Source organism: Nostoc sp. (assembly GCF_036917655.1).
In the GTDB taxonomy this organism is placed as follows: domain Bacteria; phylum Cyanobacteriota; class Cyanobacteriia; order Cyanobacteriales; family Nostocaceae; genus Nostoc.
Map to the genome: position 1 here is coordinate 202,983 of NZ_JBALCY010000070.1, position 16,494 is coordinate 219,476.

The following is a 16,494-nucleotide window of genomic DNA, read 5'->3' on the forward strand; positions in this document are numbered from 1 at the left end:
GTTTAAAAAAAGCTCTATGAATAATCTCAACTTCTTCTCTGATTACTTGGTAGCTACTTTGCGTCTAGCTGTCCCCTTGGGATTTGCTGCCCTTGGAGGATTGTACTCGGAACGGTCAGGGGTGTTAAATATCGCCTTGGAAGGGATGTTGCTTACTGGTGCTTTTACTAGTGCTGCTGCCACTTTCTCCACTGGTAATCCCTGGCTTGGTATCCTCGCTTCCTTAATTGCTGGGGGATTAGTCGGACTACTCCATGCTGTTTTATGTGTGACTTTGCGTGTTGACCAATTGGTGTCTGGACTAGCAATTAATCTTCTCGCATCTGGGTTAACATCGTTCTTGGCCCGGTTAGTGTTTAATGGCAGTAGTACACAGCAGTTACCTGGAATCGGGGCAATTATTATTCCTGGTTTAGCCAATATTCCCCTGATTGGGCCGCTACTATTTCAGTCAGATATTTTAGTATATTTATTATTTATATTAGTTATTTTAACTACATACATTTTATTTAAAACTAGCTTTGGACTGACATTACGGGCAGTGGGAGAATCTCCTCAAGCTGCTGACACAGCTGGAATTTCGGTACAAACTGTCCGTTATATCGCTGTGGTGATTAGTGGCACTCTTGCGAGTTTAGGAGGTGCTTATTTAACTCTGGTACAGGTAAGATTTTTTGCCGAGGGGATGAGTGCTGGTAAGGGATTTATTGCGATCGCCGCATTAATTTTTGGCAGATGGCATCCTTTTGGTAGTGCTTTAGCTTGTTTGCTGTTTGGGGCTACAGAAGCTTTACAACTGCGAATTCAGGCATTAGGGGCAAATATACCTTACCAATTTTTAGTAATGCTACCTTATGCGATCGCTTTATTGGCATTAGTGGGTAAGTTGGGAAAATCTACACCCCCTAAAGCTTTAGGTACTCCCTACTTTGGAGAAAATCGCCACTCAGACTAAAAAAACGTTCGTTCGACGAATATTTTTGACCCCTGAGCTAACGGCGGGCAAGTGACATCACCTTTCAACCATCTGTCAAAAGTTATCTCAATCACCTCTACTAACGGTTTTTTGCTGTTGATAACGTTGTTTAAACTGCTGTTGTTGTATTTTATGATCCACAATTGGATCGGGATAGCCAACAGCATGACGTTCTAAAGGTGGAATTTTACCAGTGACTAAATATTCTGGATCTACAGACCGCAATTCTGATACCCATTGCCGAATATATTCCCCCTCTGGATCAAATTTTTGTGTTTGACTGGCTGGATTGAAAATCCGCACAGGTTTGGGGTCCATCCCACTAGAAGCACTCCATTGCCAACCGCCATTGTTAGCAGATAAATCACCGTCAATCAACTTTTGCATAAAGTATTTTTCTCCCAATTGGGGATTAATTAGCAAGTCTTTGGTAAGGAAACTGGCGACAATCATCCGACAGCGGTTGTGCATCCAGCCGCTTTCGTTTAACTGGCGCATTGCTGCATCTACAATGGGGTAGCCAGTTCTTCCTTCACACCAAGCTTGGAAATGTTCTTCATTTGTTTCCCAAGGAAATTTTTTGAAGGTGTCGCGGAAAGCACCATCAGCTAATTCGGGGAAGTTATACATTGCGTGTTGATAAAATTCCCGCCAAGCTAATTCCTGTTGCCATGTGCGAATATTAACTGCTGTTTCCTCACTGCGGCTGTTCTCTAGTGCTTCTATGGTGGCTTGCCAAACGGTACGAATGCCAATTACCCCAAATTTCAAAGCTGCACTCAGTTGTGATGTTCCATCAACTGCGGGGAAATTTCGCTGTTCTTGGTATTCAGTAATGGCTTTATTAGTAAATTCCTCTAATCGTTCTTGCGCCGCCGCCTCTCCTGGTGAAATAATTAATTCTTCGTCCCAAATAAACCCTAAATCTTTCGCTGAAGGTAGTTTTAACGCTCCTGCAAGTTTTGCAATTTCCTGTTCAGCTTCTGTTAACCCCTCAACATTTTGCAGTGTTTCTACTGGGTTCGCTTTCGGTTTGGTAATCCAATTTTTCCAGAAGGGAGTGTAAACCGTGTAAGGACTATTACCACCCGTGCGTAACTCATCTGGGGAGTTGAGGATTTGATCCCAGTTTTGGTTAAGAAACTGAATACCTTTTTCTTTGAGGGCATTTATAATGGTGCGATCGCGTTCTTGCGAATAAGGTTCTACATCCCAATTCCAAAAAACAGCTTTGGCATTTATTGCCTCTGCTAAAGCTGGTATCGCTTGTACAGGATCAGCGTGGAGTATTAATAACTGGCTACCAATTTGAGCATATCGCTCTTGGAGTTTCTGCAAACAGCCAATCATATAAGTTACTCTGGCAGGAGCAACATCATCGCGTTCTAGAATATACGGATCAAGGCAAAACACGCCCACCACCTTCGGACTCTGCTGTTTTGCCGCAGCCAGTCCCGTATTGTCAGAAATGCGTAAATCGCGCCGATGCCAAAACAGAATTAAGTCAGACATTCTATGCTGGATATAGTTCACCCGTACTAGCTTAGATGCTAGTGGTACCAATAAACATCATTCTGGCGATAAATTTATTCTGTAATTGGGCATTGGGCACATGTACTGAGCGTTGCCGTTGGCGCAGCCTCTCCAAGAGTTGTATTGGGCATTGGTAATTAAGTTTCTTCCCCATTACCTCATTACCTATCCCTTATTGCCCCATGCCCCATGCCCCATGCCCCATGCTCCATGCCCTATTCCCCGGTTTGTCAATCGGGAATAGTGGCTTTTTAGCTCAAAATTGAGTATACTCTTCTTAACAGTTAATTAGTCTTTTTGTCATGGCTAACCTACTACTTGACGACGGCACAATTGAGAGTGATTTAGGCGAAATAGCTCGTGAACTTGAGCCTCTTGGCATTCAACTCAGACACTACGACCCAGGAACATCGCTTCTCTTCCCCAATCTGCTAGACCAAGACGTTTTAACTGAGTCTGAGAAACGTTATTGTGTAGAACTCCATAACAGCGTTTTTGAATTTATTCAGCAAGAAAATGGCGCTCTCTGGTGTGACTTGCTAAATGTGCATCCAGGTTCCTTCAATCTTCACCAACTGATAGCAACCTACGGCCGTTACCATACTCATCCTGCGGCTGAACCCCTCTATGTGTTGGCAGGAGAGATGATCTATGGCTTCGTGCGACCTGATGGCAGCCAGGTACAGCTTTTAGTTCAAGCACAAGACTATCTCTATATCCCCGCCGGCGTTGAGCATTGGTGCAGCCCAACTGCATCGTTGAATTTCAAAGCAGTACGCTATTTTGCAATCGTCGAAGGTTGGGTTCCAAATTATACAGGAACTCAAGTGAGTGATTCGCTCCACAAGCCGCGTTAAAGCTCAGTTTTAGGATTGCAAACTGTGATATTTATTACTTAGTGCTTTAAATTTAACTATTACGCCGTAAGTCCCCCACTGAATTCTGTAAGACGTTCGAGTACTCGCTACCGCTTCTCTTCTTAGGCTGCGCATGTCCATCGATAACGTTTGCCGCTATCTTTCAGAACAGTATCCCGAAAGCTTTGCCACCTGGTTATTAGGCAGAACCCCAGCAGACGTTAAAAACCTCAAAACCGAGTTGAGCGTTGAGCCAGTTAGAGCAGACTGCATTATTCTGCTAAATCCCCAAGAGGAAATCTTACACCTAGAATTCCAAGTTGCACCCGTCTCAGCCCCAGCAATGCCGATTCGGATGCTAGACTACTACGCGAGGCTGCGTCGGCAATACAGTTTTTATCCCATTGAACAGGTTGTCATCTACCTTAAAGAAACTACTTCAAACGCAGTTTTTATCGAACAATTTACCGACACTAATACAGTTCATCGCTTCCGAGCAATTCGGATTTGGGAGCAAGACCCCGCTCCTTTGTTAGCATCTGTTGGTCTTCTACCCTTGGCAGTTCTGGCGCGAACAGATTCCCCTGAATTCTTGCTCTCTCAAGTTGCTGCTCAGGTAGATATGATTGAAGAACCCAGCCAGCAGCGAAATATCTCAGCCTGTACTCAGTTGCTTGCAGGCTTAAAATATAATAACAATCTAATCAGTAGCTTATTGCGAGAGGAGCTTATGCAGGAATCTGTGGTCTATCAAAGAATTATTAGACAAGGAATTGAGCAGGGGAGACGAGAAGAGGCGTTATCAGTAATCATGCGCCAACTTCCTCGGCGAATTGGTATAGTTGCTCCAGAATTGCGTAGGCAAAGCCCGTCGTAGACATCGCAGATTGAAGGATTGTCTCTTACTCAATTAGAAGATTTAAGCGAGGCGCTATTAGATTTCTCGACAGCAGCGGATTTAACAAGCTGGTTCAATAGTGTTAAAGAAAACTGACCACTTCACTCAACTTCTTCACAGCGAATTAATAGCGTTTCCATCGCCTCTGCTAGAGAAATCAACTCTGTCCAAGAGGAACCACTAACTAAATTTTGGGCGTGAGCTAATCGGTTTCGCAACTGTTCCGCAGACTTGAGAAAACGTTCGCCAAACCGCTTGGACTTTAGTCCCAGTTGCTGGAGAAGTTCTGGTTGATTTAAAATCAATTCTCGCTTATCACAAAATTGCAAGTAATCTAACAAATCGGTAGCTTCGTTTCTTTCCTGGCTCTCTCGCCATAGCCGTTGAGCAACTTCTAAGCGTTCAGGTTTGAGGACTTTTTGCCAAGAATCTTGGGGATAGTAAATCCGCACCAGCCGCAGCAAATTCATTTCTAGCAGCGTCACCAAGCCAAACAATAGCATTCGCGCGGGTGCTTTCTGCAAATCTCCACAGGTAACAATCCCACTCACTTGATTGCAGTCCAAGACAAACAATCGCGGAGTTTGTTGCAAAATGGGTAGCAACTTTATAAGTGGGGTGGAAATGGCTATTAGTTCTTTTGGATGAAACACCCGTTGATACTCGCCACACTTGCCTTCTTTGCTTTGAATCAAACTAGAGCGTTCTACATAACCGCTAATAATATCTCCCGTTTCAACGCCGATAACATCAAAATTTTGTGCCTGCATCCAATGCAGCACTTCTGTCACCTCCGCATCAGCTGGCATAGCTTTGAGGGGTTCTGCCACGTATTCAATGGTGATATTGTTCTCAAATAAACTCCGCAGGTCTTGAGAACGCGATTTTAGGTGTTTCATCCCCCTGTTGTGAACTCACGTTAAATAATCCTACGGCACTCACGCGATCGCCGCTTTCGGTTTTTTCTGCCAGATGACCTTGTATAAGCGTAGCCCGCCTATTCCAACAAATACCATAGCCCAATGTTATACCATCCTTGTTGGTATTAAATGTGTGATGGTTAGACATTTTCAAGTAACAAAATATTTTACACCTACAAAAAATAAATATTTATGTATTTATCTGGATCAGATTAATTGATTAATTTTCGCTAAAAATGCCAAAAATCCTGACAAAAAAAATGTTATTACTAAAACGACATATCGAATTGATAGTTGCTAGAATTTTACCAAGATAACCAAAATTGATAATATTATTATGCCAAGAAAAGAACAAGGATGGGTTACATTTCAAACCTCAGAGGATGAGCGGAAGATTCTAGAGGAGTTCTGCGAACAGTCTCAACGCACCAAGACTGAGATTTTGCGAGAACTCGTGCGTAGTCTCAATCAGCACACATGGGCATCAATATCACCACCAACTCAGCAGGAAAAACAGGAAGATATCTACTATACTCAAAAACCTGATATAGAAAGTAGTATTCAAAAGAAATCACTAAAAGTTAGCTCTCGCAATATTCTTAAAGGTATCGTTAAACGAGTTGTTTATGGAGCAGTTAATAGTGAGGTGACTCTGGAGATTATTCATAAAGTAGAATTAACCTCGATTATCACCAGAGCTTCCGCAGAAGAGTTGGAGCTATCTAAGGGAAAAGAAGCTTATGCAGTCATTAAGTCTAACGATATTGTCATTGCAAGAGAATAGAAATACTTGATTTTAGGCGTAGGATATTAAGAGGATGAATTATCATTACTAACATTTTTCGTTTTGGAGAACTGCAAGATAAATTGAGTATTTATAGTTGATGCGATGTCTACGACGGGCTATTTGGCGTCGCAGATCCAAAGGGAGTAGGGCGCAAGGACTTGCGCCCTACTAGCAATAAAAATTGCTTCGGGATTAAGCTGGTATAATTTTTGTTTTGCTTGCTGCGTGCATCTATGCTTGCACAAAAAAATCTGATGCACTCAGAGTTGGCGCACCAGTCAGAGTTGCAAATAGACCGCCGCTGCCAAAACCAGCCGCACTGCTTAGATATTCTTATAAATATCTAAGCGGTGTCAATAGGCTAAGTGTAATTCTGGTAAAGTTTTTGCAACGCCGATAGCGTACCCCTTCTCTACGGGACGCTCCGCGAACGGGGAAGCAAGCTACACGAAGCGTCTCCAAGAGTTGCGTTAGCTAGTATTCGTACTCCTGCAAAGAAGCAAGCTACGCGCAGTGTCTCGTAGAGAGCGTTATAGACATCGTATTCTTCAGAGCGTGTATGTATCTATCTAAAGATATAAATCATTGGTGAAAAATGAACATTACACGGAAGTATAGAAGATAACACAGTGATTTCTCTTTGCGTTTCACAATCTCTGCGTCTTCTTTAACAGCGTTCTGTTCATTAAAGTTTTCTTATTTCCAGTGGTATTAACTCTTTGAGTACGGTAAACCGTATTTGCTTGTTAGTTCCCAAAGATTAATTTAATTGTTAAGTTTAGTTACATAAATAAAAAAAGGCTGCAAACATTGCTAAATAGGAGAATTTATGAGACATATTAGTATCCTTGACGATCAAGACAAACTGAACAACTTTGCGATGCCGCCAGGACATTACATCGCACAAGTCAAGCTTTCTCAAAAATAAGACTTAATTAACATTGTTTAACATTACTATGAAAGCGATAGATCAATTGGTGCATTTTTTAGAGGAATTGGGTATTCCTGATGGAGCAATTTCCCTTGCCTTGCGACATTGTGAGCAGACCCCCAACTTTCTAGCCATGACCCTCTGGCAGTATGGGCTGGTGACACTAGATCAGTTAGCTCAAATTTTTGATTGGTTGGAAACAGTATAAGCTGCTGCCTCAACTATTCGGATAGTAAATAGCCGACTTTCCCAGAAAGTCACATTCTCAACAGTTTTCATTCTAAGGATTGGTAACATCTATGGCAATTAAAGAACAGCCTAAGTCACCTCGGTTTCGGATCATTGCTAATATATTGCTGGCAGTATCAGGGCTATTCCTGCTCTTAAATTTATTTTTACCTGGTTTATTTGCTTCTGGCCCTGCTGGTGTTCCCTATAGCCTATTTATTCATCAAGTACAAGAAGGGGAAGTCAGTCGCGTTTCCGTTGGTCAAAACCAGATCCTCTACCAACTAAAAGCAGAAAATGCCGAGCCGGGTCAGGTGTTTACAACTACACCAATCTTTGATTTAGAGTTACCCAAACTGCTAGAACAAAAAGGAGTTGAGTTCGCTGCTACACCTCCACCCAAGAATACTTGGATTACAACCCTCTTGAGTTGGGTGATTCCACCGCTGATTTTCATTGGCATTTGGCAGTTCTTTCTCGCCCGTGGTAGCGGTGGTGGTGGCCCCCAAGGTGTTCTCTCGATTGGTAAGAGCAAAGCTAAGGTTTACGTTGAAGGCGAATCAGCTAAAATCACCTTTGCAGATGTGGCTGGGGTAGAAGAAGCGAAAACTGAGTTGGTGGAAATTGTGGATTTCCTCAAGACTCCAGGACGCTTTACGCAAATTGGCGCTAGGATTCCCAAAGGTGTGTTGTTAGTTGGCCCTCCAGGTACTGGTAAGACACTTTTAGCGAAAGCCGTAGCAGGAGAAGCAGGAGTTCCATTTTTCAGCATCTCTGGTTCGGAATTTGTGGAACTGTTTGTTGGTGTGGGTTCTTCCAGAGTGCGGGATTTGTTTGAACAGGCCAAAAAACAAGCTCCCTGTATTGTATTCATTGATGAATTGGATGCGATCGGTAAGTCTCGTAGCAGTAACGGCTTCTACGGTGGTAATGATGAGCGAGAACAGACCCTCAACCAGTTACTAACAGAGATGGACGGGTTTGCGGCTGGGGATGCAACAGTGATTGTACTAGCTGCTACCAACCGCCCCGAAATACTAGACCCGGCATTGCTGCGTCCAGGCCGCTTTGACCGCCAAGTGTTGGTAGACCGTCCCGATTTATCTGATCGTGAAGCAATTCTCAAGATTCACGCTCAAAAGGTAAAATTAGGAGATGATGTCAATCTAAAAGCGATCGCTACTCGTACCCCTGGTTTTGCTGGCGCAGATTTGGCAAACTTGGTGAATGAAGCGGCATTATTGGCAGCTCGCAATCTCCGTCAAAGTGTTGCTCAAGAAGACTTTGCCGAAGCAATTGAGCGGGTAGTCGCCGGTTTAGAGAAGAAGAGTCGGGTGATGAACGAGACTGAGAAAAAGATTGTTGCATACCATGAAGTCGGTCACGCAATGGTAGGGGCGCTCACAACCGGAAACGGACGTGTAGAAAAGATTTCGATTATTCCCCGTGGGATGGCAGCTTTGGGCTACACTCTGCAATTACCAACTGAAGACCGCTTTTTGATGAATGAAACAGAATTGCGGGGTCAGATTGCGACTCTGTTAGGTGGACGTTCCGCCGAAGAGATTGTGTTTAACAGTATTACAACAGGTGCTTCCAACGATTTGCAACGAGCAACTGACTTGGCAGAACGGATGGTAACAGCCTATGGTATGAGCAAAGTCTTAGGGCCACTGGCTTACCAACAAGGACAACAAGCAATGTTCTTGGGTAATGGTGCGACTAATCCCCGGCGGGCGGTGAGTGAAGACACATCCAAAGCCATTGATAGCGAAGTCAAGGAAATCGTGGAAACAGCCCACGAACAAGCCCTAGAGATTCTCAGACTGAATCGAGACTTGCTAGAAGCGATCGCTACTCAACTCTTAGAAACAGAAGTCATTGAAGGCGAAAAACTGCACAATTTGTTGAGTCAAGTTAAACCTGTAGCTAATTCGTAATTCGTAATTCCTAGCAGAGGGACGCAGAGCATAACTTTGCGTCCCTTTGCGTTTCAAAAAAGCCACTCATTTTCATACCGCAATTAGCAACGCTAACCCCGATTAAACACCACAAAATTGTTGTTGGTTAGTGATAATCCAGCAGATAGTTGGGCCAATTTTACCTGAGTAAACCCAGCCCCATTGCCATCTTGGTCAAAGTACAGTCCACCTGTAATAAAGTCATAGATGAATCGTTGATTGCTTGTCGTTGCAGATGTTCCCAGGGTAAACTGACTTTTCTGAAGTGAACCTACTGATAACCCGCCACCAAAAGGATAAGACGATACTTGAATGAGTTCATTAGTTGCATTGAAATCATAAATAGTATCAACAGCAGTATCAACACCTTGATTGTAATTATAGAAAGCAAAGGTATCAGTACCATTCCCGCCATAGAGGCTGTCATTACCGTTGCCACCTCTGAGGATATCGTTGCCATCACCCCCAGAGAGGAGGTTATTGCCTGTTGAACTCCGAGCATTCAAGGTATCATCACCAGCGCCTCCATTGAGGGTGTTATTGCCTGTTGAGTTGTAGTCGGCAGAGATGTCAATATAATCATTGCCCTCGCCCCCAGAGAGAAGGTTATCACCTGTTGAAGTTTCACCATTCAACGTATCGTCACCAGCGCCTCCATTAAGGGTGTTATTGCCGAAATTGGAAAAGCCGTTCCAATAAAGAAAATCATTGCCATCACCCCCAGACAGCAGGTTATCACCTCTGAAACCGCTAACATTCAAGCTATCGTTACCTTCACCTCCGTTGAGGGTGTTATTACCTGTTGAATTGCTAGCACTCAAGCTATCGTTACCTGCACCTCCGTTAAAGGTGTTATCACCTCTTGAACCTGTAGCACTCAAGTTATCGTCACCAGTACCACCGTCAAGGCTATCATTACCTGCACTACTTTCGAGAGTATCATTTCCCGCACCGCCAATAAGAGTATCATTTCCCGCATCACCCCTCAAAATGTCGTTACCACTCAAGCCATCGATGATGTCGTCACCCCCTTGACCATTGATAACATCATTGGAGTTGTCAAAACCTGTAATATTGTTGGATAGGTCATTGAGGAAGGTAACAGTGTTCCTGTTGAACAGGCTAGTTTGAGTGGAATTAGCATCAAACACATCAAAACTGTCAGTGATGCTGGTTTGTCCATAAAACAGGATGTTGCCAATAGCAGGTCGTGAAGAAGTTGCTGGCAGATTATCCAGATTTTCTAATTTGAAGTCTTGCAGAATGACTTTGCCATTAGCAACATCTCCAAAGGTGATTTCTAAGTTGTTACCGTTTTGAGTTAGTTGCAGATTTTGAGCAGTAAAGAGACTATCTGTAAATTTACCTGTAAATTGCAAGGTGTCTAAGGAGTCAATCACGGTTGCTGAGGGATTTGAGCCTTTACCTACGCCACCGAAATCGGTGATGGTATCAGTGCCGCCGGAGTAGAAGTTGTCATTGTAGTAATAACTGATGTAAACAAATGTATCATTGCCTGCGCCACCAGTTAGGGTATCATTGCCACCGCGCCCGGAGAGCGTATCATTGCCACTGTTCCCCACAATTTGGTCATTGTAGCCTGTACCTGAGATATTTAATCGTTCGATATTTTTGTAGTTAACCCGATTCGTACCGGCTGTAATTGAGCCAATGTTAGTAGTGGCATTGAAAGTTGAAGTGATTCCCCCTGTAGCACCACTGTAACCAACAGACAACAAATCGTCACCCTTACCCCCATCTATGGTATCTTTGCCAGCAGATCCCGTGGAGAGTGTATCGTTGCCATCCTGACCCACAATATTGTCATTATAGGCTGTACCTGAGATATTGAATCGCTCGATATTTTTGTAGCTAACGCTACTTGTACCCGCCGTAATTGAGCCAATGTTACTAGTGGCATTGAAAGTTGAAGTGACCCCCCCTGTAGCACCACTGTAATCGACGGATAAAACATCGTCACCCTGACCCCCATCTATGGTATCTTTGCCAGCAGATCCCGTGGAGAGCGTATCGTTTTCACTGTTCCCCACAATATTGTCATTGTAGGCTGTACCTAAAATATTCAATCGTTCGATATTTTTGTAGTTAACCCGATTCTTGCCCCCCGTAATTGAACCAATGTTAGTGGTGGCATTGAAAGTTGAAGTTATCCCCGCTGTAGCAGCACTGTAATTGACGGACAACAAATCGTCACCTTTACCACCATCTACTTGAGTCACTAAAGAAAAGGGCGCAGGAGGATCTAATACGAATGATTGGCTGCCTACATAGATAGAATCATTGCCATCACCCCCATCGAGCAGGTTATCGCCTGTTGAACCGGTAGCACTCAAGGTATCGTCACCAGCGCCACCGTTAAGGGTGTTATTACCAGACGAGCTAGAGTCGGAGATGAAGCCGGGAGCAAATTCGTCAGAACCAGAGACATCAAGAAAATCATTGCCATCGCCCCCATTGAGCAGGTTATTACCTTTTGAACCGCTAGCACTCAATTTATCGTCACCAGCGCCACCGTTAAGAGTGTTATTGCCAGATGAGCGAGAGTCTGAGCCGGAGTCAACACTAAATTCAAACGAGCCAGAGATGTCAAGAGAATCATTGCCATCACCCCCATTGAGCAGGTTATCGCCTGTTGAATACTTAGCACTCAAGGTATCGTTACCAGCACCACCGTTGAGGGTGTTATTGCCTAAAGAGCGAGAGTCAGACGATCCGTAATCGTAACTACTTGCACTCCCAGTGATGGAGAGAGAATCATTGCCATCGCCCCCATCTAAGAGGTTATCGCCTAATGAACCGCTAGCACTCAAGGTATCGTTACCAGCACCACCGTTGAGGGTATTATTGCCTAAAGAGCGATCATCTCCTTCTCCGTGGTAGTAGTCGTAGTACTTGGAGCCAGAGGCTGTCAGAAAATCATTGCCATCGCCACCATTAAGCAGATTATTGCCTGAGGGGGAGTCAACCTGCAAAGTGTCGTCACCAGTACCACCATTGAGGGTATTATTACCCGCACCTCCCCGCAAAAGGTCGTTGCCACTTAAGCCGTCAATGATATCATCCCCCCCCTCACCGTTGATCGCATCATCTGAGTTGTCAAAGCCCTTGACATTGTTGGAGAGATCGTTCAGGAAGGTGACTGTATTCTTATTGAAAATAGTCCTTTGGGTGGAGTTGGCATTGAAGACATCAAAGCTGTCAGTAATGGTAGTTTGCCCATAAAACAGGATATTGCCCAAGTCTACAGTAGCCCCTGTAGATTTGCTGAGGTTATCCAGGTTTTCCAAGGCAAAGTTTTGCAGGATGACTTTGGCACTAAACTTAAACTCCACTGCAAAGGTGATTTCCAGATTGCTGCCATTCTGGGTAAGCAGCAGATTTTCGGGAGTGTAAGCATCATCTTTATCGAATTTTAGAGTGTCCACTTCGGCAATGACTGCTGCTGTGGGGTTTGTTCCTTTACCTACGCCACCAAAATCAGTGATGGTACTAGTAAAAAGGCTCAAGTCGTAAAATGTATCGTTGCCACCGCCACCTGTGAGGGTATCACTGACCTGACCGAACCTCAACAGGTCTAAGCTGCCACTGCCCATTAGACTATCGTTACCGTTGGTTCCAATGATGGTTGCCATAACTTTTACCTACCTAAATCGATTGTTTTCTCTAACTCTCAGTTCTCAACCTACTGTTTGTGCTGTTTTAGGGCGCAAACAACTTGCCGAAATTTGATGTTTTCGGCATACTTTACCCTTCATTCTTGAGAAAAAGTAATATTTCTCGAAGATTCATCTATAAAATGGTTTGTATGTAGCAATGATTTTGATATCTCAAACTATCTAAGTTTTAAGCACTGTACAAATTAATCAGCTTATGCCTTCAGGATAATTGCTCATTTCAAGCTAAATTAATCATCTTTGTTCACTAGAAATCAGTGAACAAGCATCAAAAAATCTCGCCTTCATATTTGGTTTTTTGCCAGTGCCTAAATCCTCAGATGTGGAGCATTTAATTTGCACAACTAGGGCGCTCATGTTGCCCACCCCACAATAGTTATGTTTAATTCGATTATGCAAATTAGATGTTTTTTAGCATACTAGTTTGAAATGGATTCTTGAGCGGTAAAGAGATTTTGATGCCCTCCTTGTGGGCTATTCCCCACGAGTATCTAGCTTGAAAATAGAGAACATCTCACTAGCCTCACAATAACTACATAATCAATATATTACTTACATATTTATACTTAAATCGCTATCTTTGCGTATTCTTCACATCATTGACCGATTTATATATATACAAATACTAAACTTTGTCTATTCTTCATATTCTTCTAGTTTACAGGCAATAATAAAGTAGTAGGCAAGTGTTTCAAGCAGTAAAAAAACAGGCGTTGCAGAATATAAATATGAATTAGTGCGTAGGCGTAGCCCGTAGTAGACATCGCTATGCAATGTCCAAGATGTGCATCAACTCATATTCGCAAGAATGGTAAACAGAGACGTAAACTTGCATTACATATGTGTAAAATGTGGTCATCAGTTTATTGATTCTTATGAACCGAAAGGTTACTCAGATGAAATAAAACGTGAATGTTTACAAATGTCATCAGGTTGTAGCGATGTCTACGACGGGCTACGCCTACGCACTGATTCATATTTTCAATCAGCAACGCCAAAAAATACATATTTTCCTTTTTGAAGGCTACGCCTACGCCTGGGGTAAGCTACACCTAATCGCATCCCGATGTATTAGACATCTCCAGAAATTAATTATGCGTTACCCAAAATCCTTGGTAGGCACAATCAATTCATGAATTGTGCCTACGTTATTTTCGGAGATGTCTATTGTATCTCAGCGAGAATTGTTATAAATTACTAAAGTTATAAACGCAGAGATGATCCCACTTATCTAAGAATACTTACAGCGAGGGTGATTGCTCACAGCCAAACTTGCACCCATAAAATATTGAGATGAGATTTTGAGGTAGTCATAAGAAGATGGGAAATAGGGCATTGGGCATTGGTTATTTTCTCCTCTGTCCCTCTGCCCATCATGCCCCTTATCCCCTCTTTCAGAAAAGCGATGTGTTTTTAATACTCTGGAACTGAAGGATCGATTTCTCGACTCCAAGCGGTAATTCCGCCTTTAACATTCGTCCCGACAATCCCAGCTTCCTTGAGGATGGCGAGGGCTTTTGCCGATCGCCCGCCCATCTTACAATGAGCAATTAAACGGTGACCGTTTAATATTTCCTTCACCTTAGCAACGCCATTCCCATTTTCAATATCTGGTAAGGGCACCAACACTGAACCAGGAATCTTGGCAATGTCGTACTCATTGGGGTTGCGGACATCTAGCAGTACAAAATCTTTTGCACCGCTATCCAGCAATTCCTTCAAATCCTTGACGGTCATTTCTTGACTTTCCATCTGCTGTTTTGCCTCCTCTGCCTTAGCTTGTGGAATTCCGCAGAATTGTTCGTAGTCTATCAGATTTTCAATGACTGGGCGAATCGGGTTAGGACGCAGCTTCAACTCTCGGAATTTCATATCTAAGGCGTTGTATAGCAGCAATCGTCCACTCAAGGTGTTACCTTGTCCCAGAATGATTTTGACAGTTTCGGTTGCTTGGATTAAACCAATAATTCCTGGTAAAATTCCCAATACGCCACCTTCTGCACAAGAGGGAACCATTCCTGGTGGTGGTGGTTCTGGGAAAAGGTCACGATAATTGGGGCCACCTTCGTAGTTAAATACACTAGCTTGACCTTCAAAGCGTAAAATTGAACCGTAGACGTTGGGCTTATTCAGCAATACGCAGGCGTCGTTAACTAGATATCTAGTGGGGAAGTTATCAGTACCATCTACCACGATATCGTAAGGTTGAAGGATTTCCAGGGCGTTTTCAGAACTCAGGCGAGTTTCGTATAAATCAACCTGACAATAGGGGTTAATCTCGTGAATGCGATTTTTTGCCGATTCAATCTTGGGTTTACCCACCCAGGATGTACCGTGAATTACTTGGCGTTGCAGATTGGAAGTATCGACAACATCGAAATCGAGAATCCCGATGCGTCCAATACCCGCCGCCGCCAGATATAAAAGTAGTGGTGAACCTAGTCCACCTGTACCGATACACAGTACACTGGCGGCTTTCAGGCGCTTCTGTCCTTCTAGCCCTACTTCCGGCAAAATCAGGTGTCGGGAGTAGCGTTCGTAATCGTCTTTAGTCAACTGGATTTCGTCCAGATTGGGATTTAGCATAGCAGTTATGATCTGGGAGAGCGGAATATTAATCCTATCGAAAAACTGTATCTCCTATGGAGATAGAGAGTAGGGAAGACGAATTTTCATTCGTAGTGGCGGCGAAAACCGCTATGAGTGACTGTCTTTAAACTAAGCCGTTAAATTATATTTTCAATTGCCTCTGCTTGAAACTGATGAGTATCATCAAGGCTCCAACTTTGGAGTTCTCCAGCTTTGCCGTTTTGGACGCATACTATTATATACGAGTATCCCTGCCAAGCGTATAGGCGATCGCATTCTGAAGGGATAGCAGGATGATCTGGGTGAGAGTGAAAAATGCCGATAATGTTCAGTGAGCGAGCCTCGCTAACGCGTGCTTCCCTTTGTGTTTTTAGCATAACTTCGGGTGCGATCGCATATTGCCGTCTTTTACTTTCTGCTGTGTGTTCCCCTGGAAACTCAGCAGCCGCTTCAGTATTCCAGGCATTTTCTGTTGGCATGACTTCTACCACAATTTTGCCCTCACTAGCCAGATAGCCTAAAATTATACCGCAGCACTCGTCTGGGTAAGTGCTTTCGGCATGGGTGCGGATGGTTTGCAAGTGTTCTTGGCTAAGTCTGATCATGTCTGCGTTTGTAATTTTTTAATTTCTAGGGATTCTTGTTTGGATACAATACCTCAGTAATTACTGGTTTTATTTTAAAGATAGCGATCGCTATCTTTAAAATATGTATTTTTTTATCCATCCTTGTGGAATATTGCTCTAAGAGGGTGTTTATAAAATAAATATTAAGCAGTCGAGCAACGATGATTGCGGGCTAATCTAGGTAACATCAGAAGGGTTTGAGACGCGCTAACCCTGGCTATTCATGAAGCAGAGTCTACCCCTGAAAAAAAGGTGAATGAGGAGCGCGATTTCAATCACCTCCGCACCAATCAAGTGCAAATTTCACAGGGTATTGCAATGGGATTTGATCAGATCGAACGCAGGTTAGACCACATTCGTGAACAATTAATTGAAATGAAGGCGTATTTAATTCAAAATCAAGGCACTGTTCGCGGTGAGTAAGTTTCCGGGGATTCCAGTCTACCTAGTTTGTGTATACACAATCTGTTTTTAACTCCAACTTGCGAAATTA

General features: G+C 43.4%; 15 protein-coding genes and 1 pseudogene. 10 read left to right on the forward strand and 6 right to left on the reverse strand.

Annotated features, from left to right (window positions below; translation table 11 throughout):
* Positions 1–16 precede the first annotated feature (16 nt).
* Positions 17–955, forward strand: coding sequence for an ABC transporter permease (locus V7K30_RS25365; RefSeq protein WP_335004011.1), 939 nt, complete (start codon positions 17–19; stop codon positions 953–955).
* Between the two features lie 87 nt (positions 956–1,042).
* Here V7K30_RS25365 and V7K30_RS25370 read toward each other — a convergent pair whose 3' ends face one another.
* Positions 1,043–2,488, reverse strand: a complete 1,446-nt coding sequence (locus V7K30_RS25370; RefSeq protein ID WP_335004013.1) for a deoxyribodipyrimidine photo-lyase, 8-HDF type — start codon at positions 2,486–2,488, stop codon at positions 1,043–1,045.
* A 323-nt stretch (positions 2,489–2,811) separates the two neighbouring features.
* Here V7K30_RS25370 and V7K30_RS25375 point away from each other — a divergent pair, with 323 nt between their 5' ends.
* From V7K30_RS25375 to V7K30_RS25385, 3 genes are all read left to right on the forward strand, one after another.
* The gene (locus tag V7K30_RS25375) at positions 2,812–3,366 is read left to right on the forward strand and encodes a 1,2-dihydroxy-3-keto-5-methylthiopentene dioxygenase (RefSeq protein ID WP_335004015.1); all 555 of its coding nucleotides are present in this window, start codon (positions 2,812–2,814) and stop codon (positions 3,364–3,366) included.
* Positions 3,367–3,499: 133 nt separating this feature from the next.
* Positions 3,500–4,243 carry a hypothetical protein gene (locus V7K30_RS25380; protein ID WP_335004016.1) on the forward strand — a complete coding sequence of 248 codons (744 nt, stop codon included), beginning with the start codon at positions 3,500–3,502 and terminating at the stop codon, positions 4,241–4,243.
* Between the two features lie 9 nt (positions 4,244–4,252).
* The gene (locus V7K30_RS25385; RefSeq protein ID WP_334690081.1) at positions 4,253–4,360 is read left to right on the forward strand and encodes a DUF4351 domain-containing protein; all 108 of its coding nucleotides are present in this window, start codon (positions 4,253–4,255) and stop codon (positions 4,358–4,360) included.
* Positions 4,361–4,365: 5 nt separating this feature from the next.
* On the opposite strand, the gene V7K30_RS25390 is transcribed toward V7K30_RS25385, so the two are convergent.
* A complete protein-coding gene (locus V7K30_RS25390) occupies positions 4,366–5,163 on the reverse strand; it encodes a hypothetical protein (RefSeq protein ID WP_335004017.1) in 798 nt (265 codons plus the stop codon).
* Positions 5,117–5,332 carry a hypothetical protein gene (locus V7K30_RS25395; RefSeq protein WP_335004018.1) on the reverse strand — a complete coding sequence of 72 codons (216 nt, stop codon included), beginning with the start codon at positions 5,330–5,332 and terminating at the stop codon, positions 5,117–5,119. Before V7K30_RS25395 ends, V7K30_RS25390 begins: the two co-directional genes overlap by 47 nt.
* Before the next feature lie 189 nt (positions 5,333–5,521).
* On the opposite strand from V7K30_RS25395, the gene V7K30_RS25400 reads away from it, so the two are divergent.
* The 3 genes from V7K30_RS25400 to ftsH4 all read left to right on the forward strand — a co-directional run bounded on the left by V7K30_RS25400 (position 5,522) and on the right by ftsH4 (position 9,070).
* Positions 5,522–5,968 (forward strand): TOBE domain-containing protein, encoded by a 447-nt coding sequence (locus tag V7K30_RS25400; protein WP_335004019.1) that lies wholly within the window; start codon positions 5,522–5,524, stop codon positions 5,966–5,968.
* A 959-nt stretch (positions 5,969–6,927) separates the two neighbouring features.
* On the forward strand, positions 6,928–7,110 hold the full coding sequence (locus tag V7K30_RS25405) for a DUF2949 domain-containing protein (protein ID WP_335004021.1): 183 nt from the start codon (positions 6,928–6,930) through the stop codon (positions 7,108–7,110).
* Positions 7,111–7,201: 91 nt separating this feature from the next.
* Entirely contained in the window at positions 7,202–9,070 is a 1,869-nt protein-coding gene (gene ftsH4, locus V7K30_RS25410) for an ATP-dependent zinc metalloprotease FtsH4 (RefSeq protein ID WP_335004023.1), read from the forward strand.
* A gap of 92 nt (positions 9,071–9,162) precedes the next feature.
* Here ftsH4 and V7K30_RS25415 read toward each other — a convergent pair whose 3' ends face one another.
* Positions 9,163–12,744 carry a beta strand repeat-containing protein gene (locus tag V7K30_RS25415; RefSeq protein ID WP_335004025.1) on the reverse strand — a complete coding sequence of 1,194 codons (3,582 nt, stop codon included), beginning with the start codon at positions 12,742–12,744 and terminating at the stop codon, positions 9,163–9,165.
* Between the two features lie 810 nt (positions 12,745–13,554).
* Between V7K30_RS25415 and V7K30_RS25420 the strand changes: the two are divergent.
* Both V7K30_RS25420 and V7K30_RS25425 read left to right on the forward strand, forming a co-directional pair.
* Positions 13,555–13,711, forward strand: a pseudogene (locus V7K30_RS25420) (IS1/IS1595 family N-terminal zinc-binding domain-containing protein); the annotation flags it as partial.
* A complete protein-coding gene (locus V7K30_RS25425; RefSeq protein ID WP_335004130.1) occupies positions 13,695–13,922 on the forward strand; it encodes a hypothetical protein in 228 nt (75 codons plus the stop codon). The pseudogene V7K30_RS25420 and the gene V7K30_RS25425, both read left to right, overlap by 17 nt.
* 277 nt (positions 13,923–14,199) lie before the next feature.
* On the opposite strand, the gene moeB is transcribed toward V7K30_RS25425, so the two are convergent.
* A complete protein-coding gene (gene moeB / locus V7K30_RS25430) occupies positions 14,200–15,372 on the reverse strand; it encodes a molybdopterin-synthase adenylyltransferase MoeB (protein ID WP_335004026.1) in 1,173 nt (390 codons plus the stop codon).
* Positions 15,373–15,512: 140 nt separating this feature from the next.
* The gene (locus V7K30_RS25435) at positions 15,513–15,980 is read right to left on the reverse strand and encodes a M67 family metallopeptidase (protein ID WP_335004028.1); all 468 of its coding nucleotides are present in this window, start codon (positions 15,978–15,980) and stop codon (positions 15,513–15,515) included.
* A 273-nt stretch (positions 15,981–16,253) separates the two neighbouring features.
* Between V7K30_RS25435 and V7K30_RS25440 the strand changes: the two genes are divergently transcribed.
* The gene (locus V7K30_RS25440; protein WP_335004030.1) at positions 16,254–16,424 is read left to right on the forward strand and encodes a hypothetical protein; all 171 of its coding nucleotides are present in this window, start codon (positions 16,254–16,256) and stop codon (positions 16,422–16,424) included.
* Positions 16,425–16,494: the final 70 nt, after the last annotated feature.

Excerpts from the sequence above, each read along its gene's own strand:
- ftsH4 (WP_335004023.1), top strand. The coding sequence starts at position 7,202 with ATGGCAATTAAAGAACAGCCTAAGTCACCTCGGTTTCGGATCATTGCT.
- V7K30_RS25400 (WP_335004019.1), top strand. The coding sequence starts at position 5,522 with ATGCCAAGAAAAGAACAAGGATGGGTTACATTTCAAACCTCAGAGGAT.
- moeB (WP_335004026.1), bottom strand. The coding sequence starts at position 15,372 with ATGCTAAATCCCAATCTGGACGAAATCCAGTTGACTAAAGACGATTAC.
- V7K30_RS25435 (WP_335004028.1), bottom strand. The coding sequence starts at position 15,980 with ATGATCAGACTTAGCCAAGAACACTTGCAAACCATCCGCACCCATGCC.
- V7K30_RS25395 (WP_335004018.1), bottom strand. The coding sequence starts at position 5,332 with ATGTCTAACCATCACACATTTAATACCAACAAGGATGGTATAACATTG.
- V7K30_RS25375 (WP_335004015.1), top strand. The coding sequence starts at position 2,812 with ATGGCTAACCTACTACTTGACGACGGCACAATTGAGAGTGATTTAGGC.
- V7K30_RS25390 (WP_335004017.1), bottom strand. The coding sequence starts at position 5,163 with ATGAAACACCTAAAATCGCGTTCTCAAGACCTGCGGAGTTTATTTGAG.
- V7K30_RS25415 (WP_335004025.1), bottom strand. The coding sequence starts at position 12,744 with ATGGCAACCATCATTGGAACCAACGGTAACGATAGTCTAATGGGCAGT.
- V7K30_RS25370 (WP_335004013.1), bottom strand. The coding sequence starts at position 2,488 with ATGTCTGACTTAATTCTGTTTTGGCATCGGCGCGATTTACGCATTTCT.
- V7K30_RS25405 (WP_335004021.1), top strand. The coding sequence starts at position 6,928 with ATGAAAGCGATAGATCAATTGGTGCATTTTTTAGAGGAATTGGGTATT.
- V7K30_RS25380 (WP_335004016.1), top strand. The coding sequence starts at position 3,500 with ATGTCCATCGATAACGTTTGCCGCTATCTTTCAGAACAGTATCCCGAA.
- V7K30_RS25365 (WP_335004011.1), top strand. The coding sequence starts at position 17 with ATGAATAATCTCAACTTCTTCTCTGATTACTTGGTAGCTACTTTGCGT.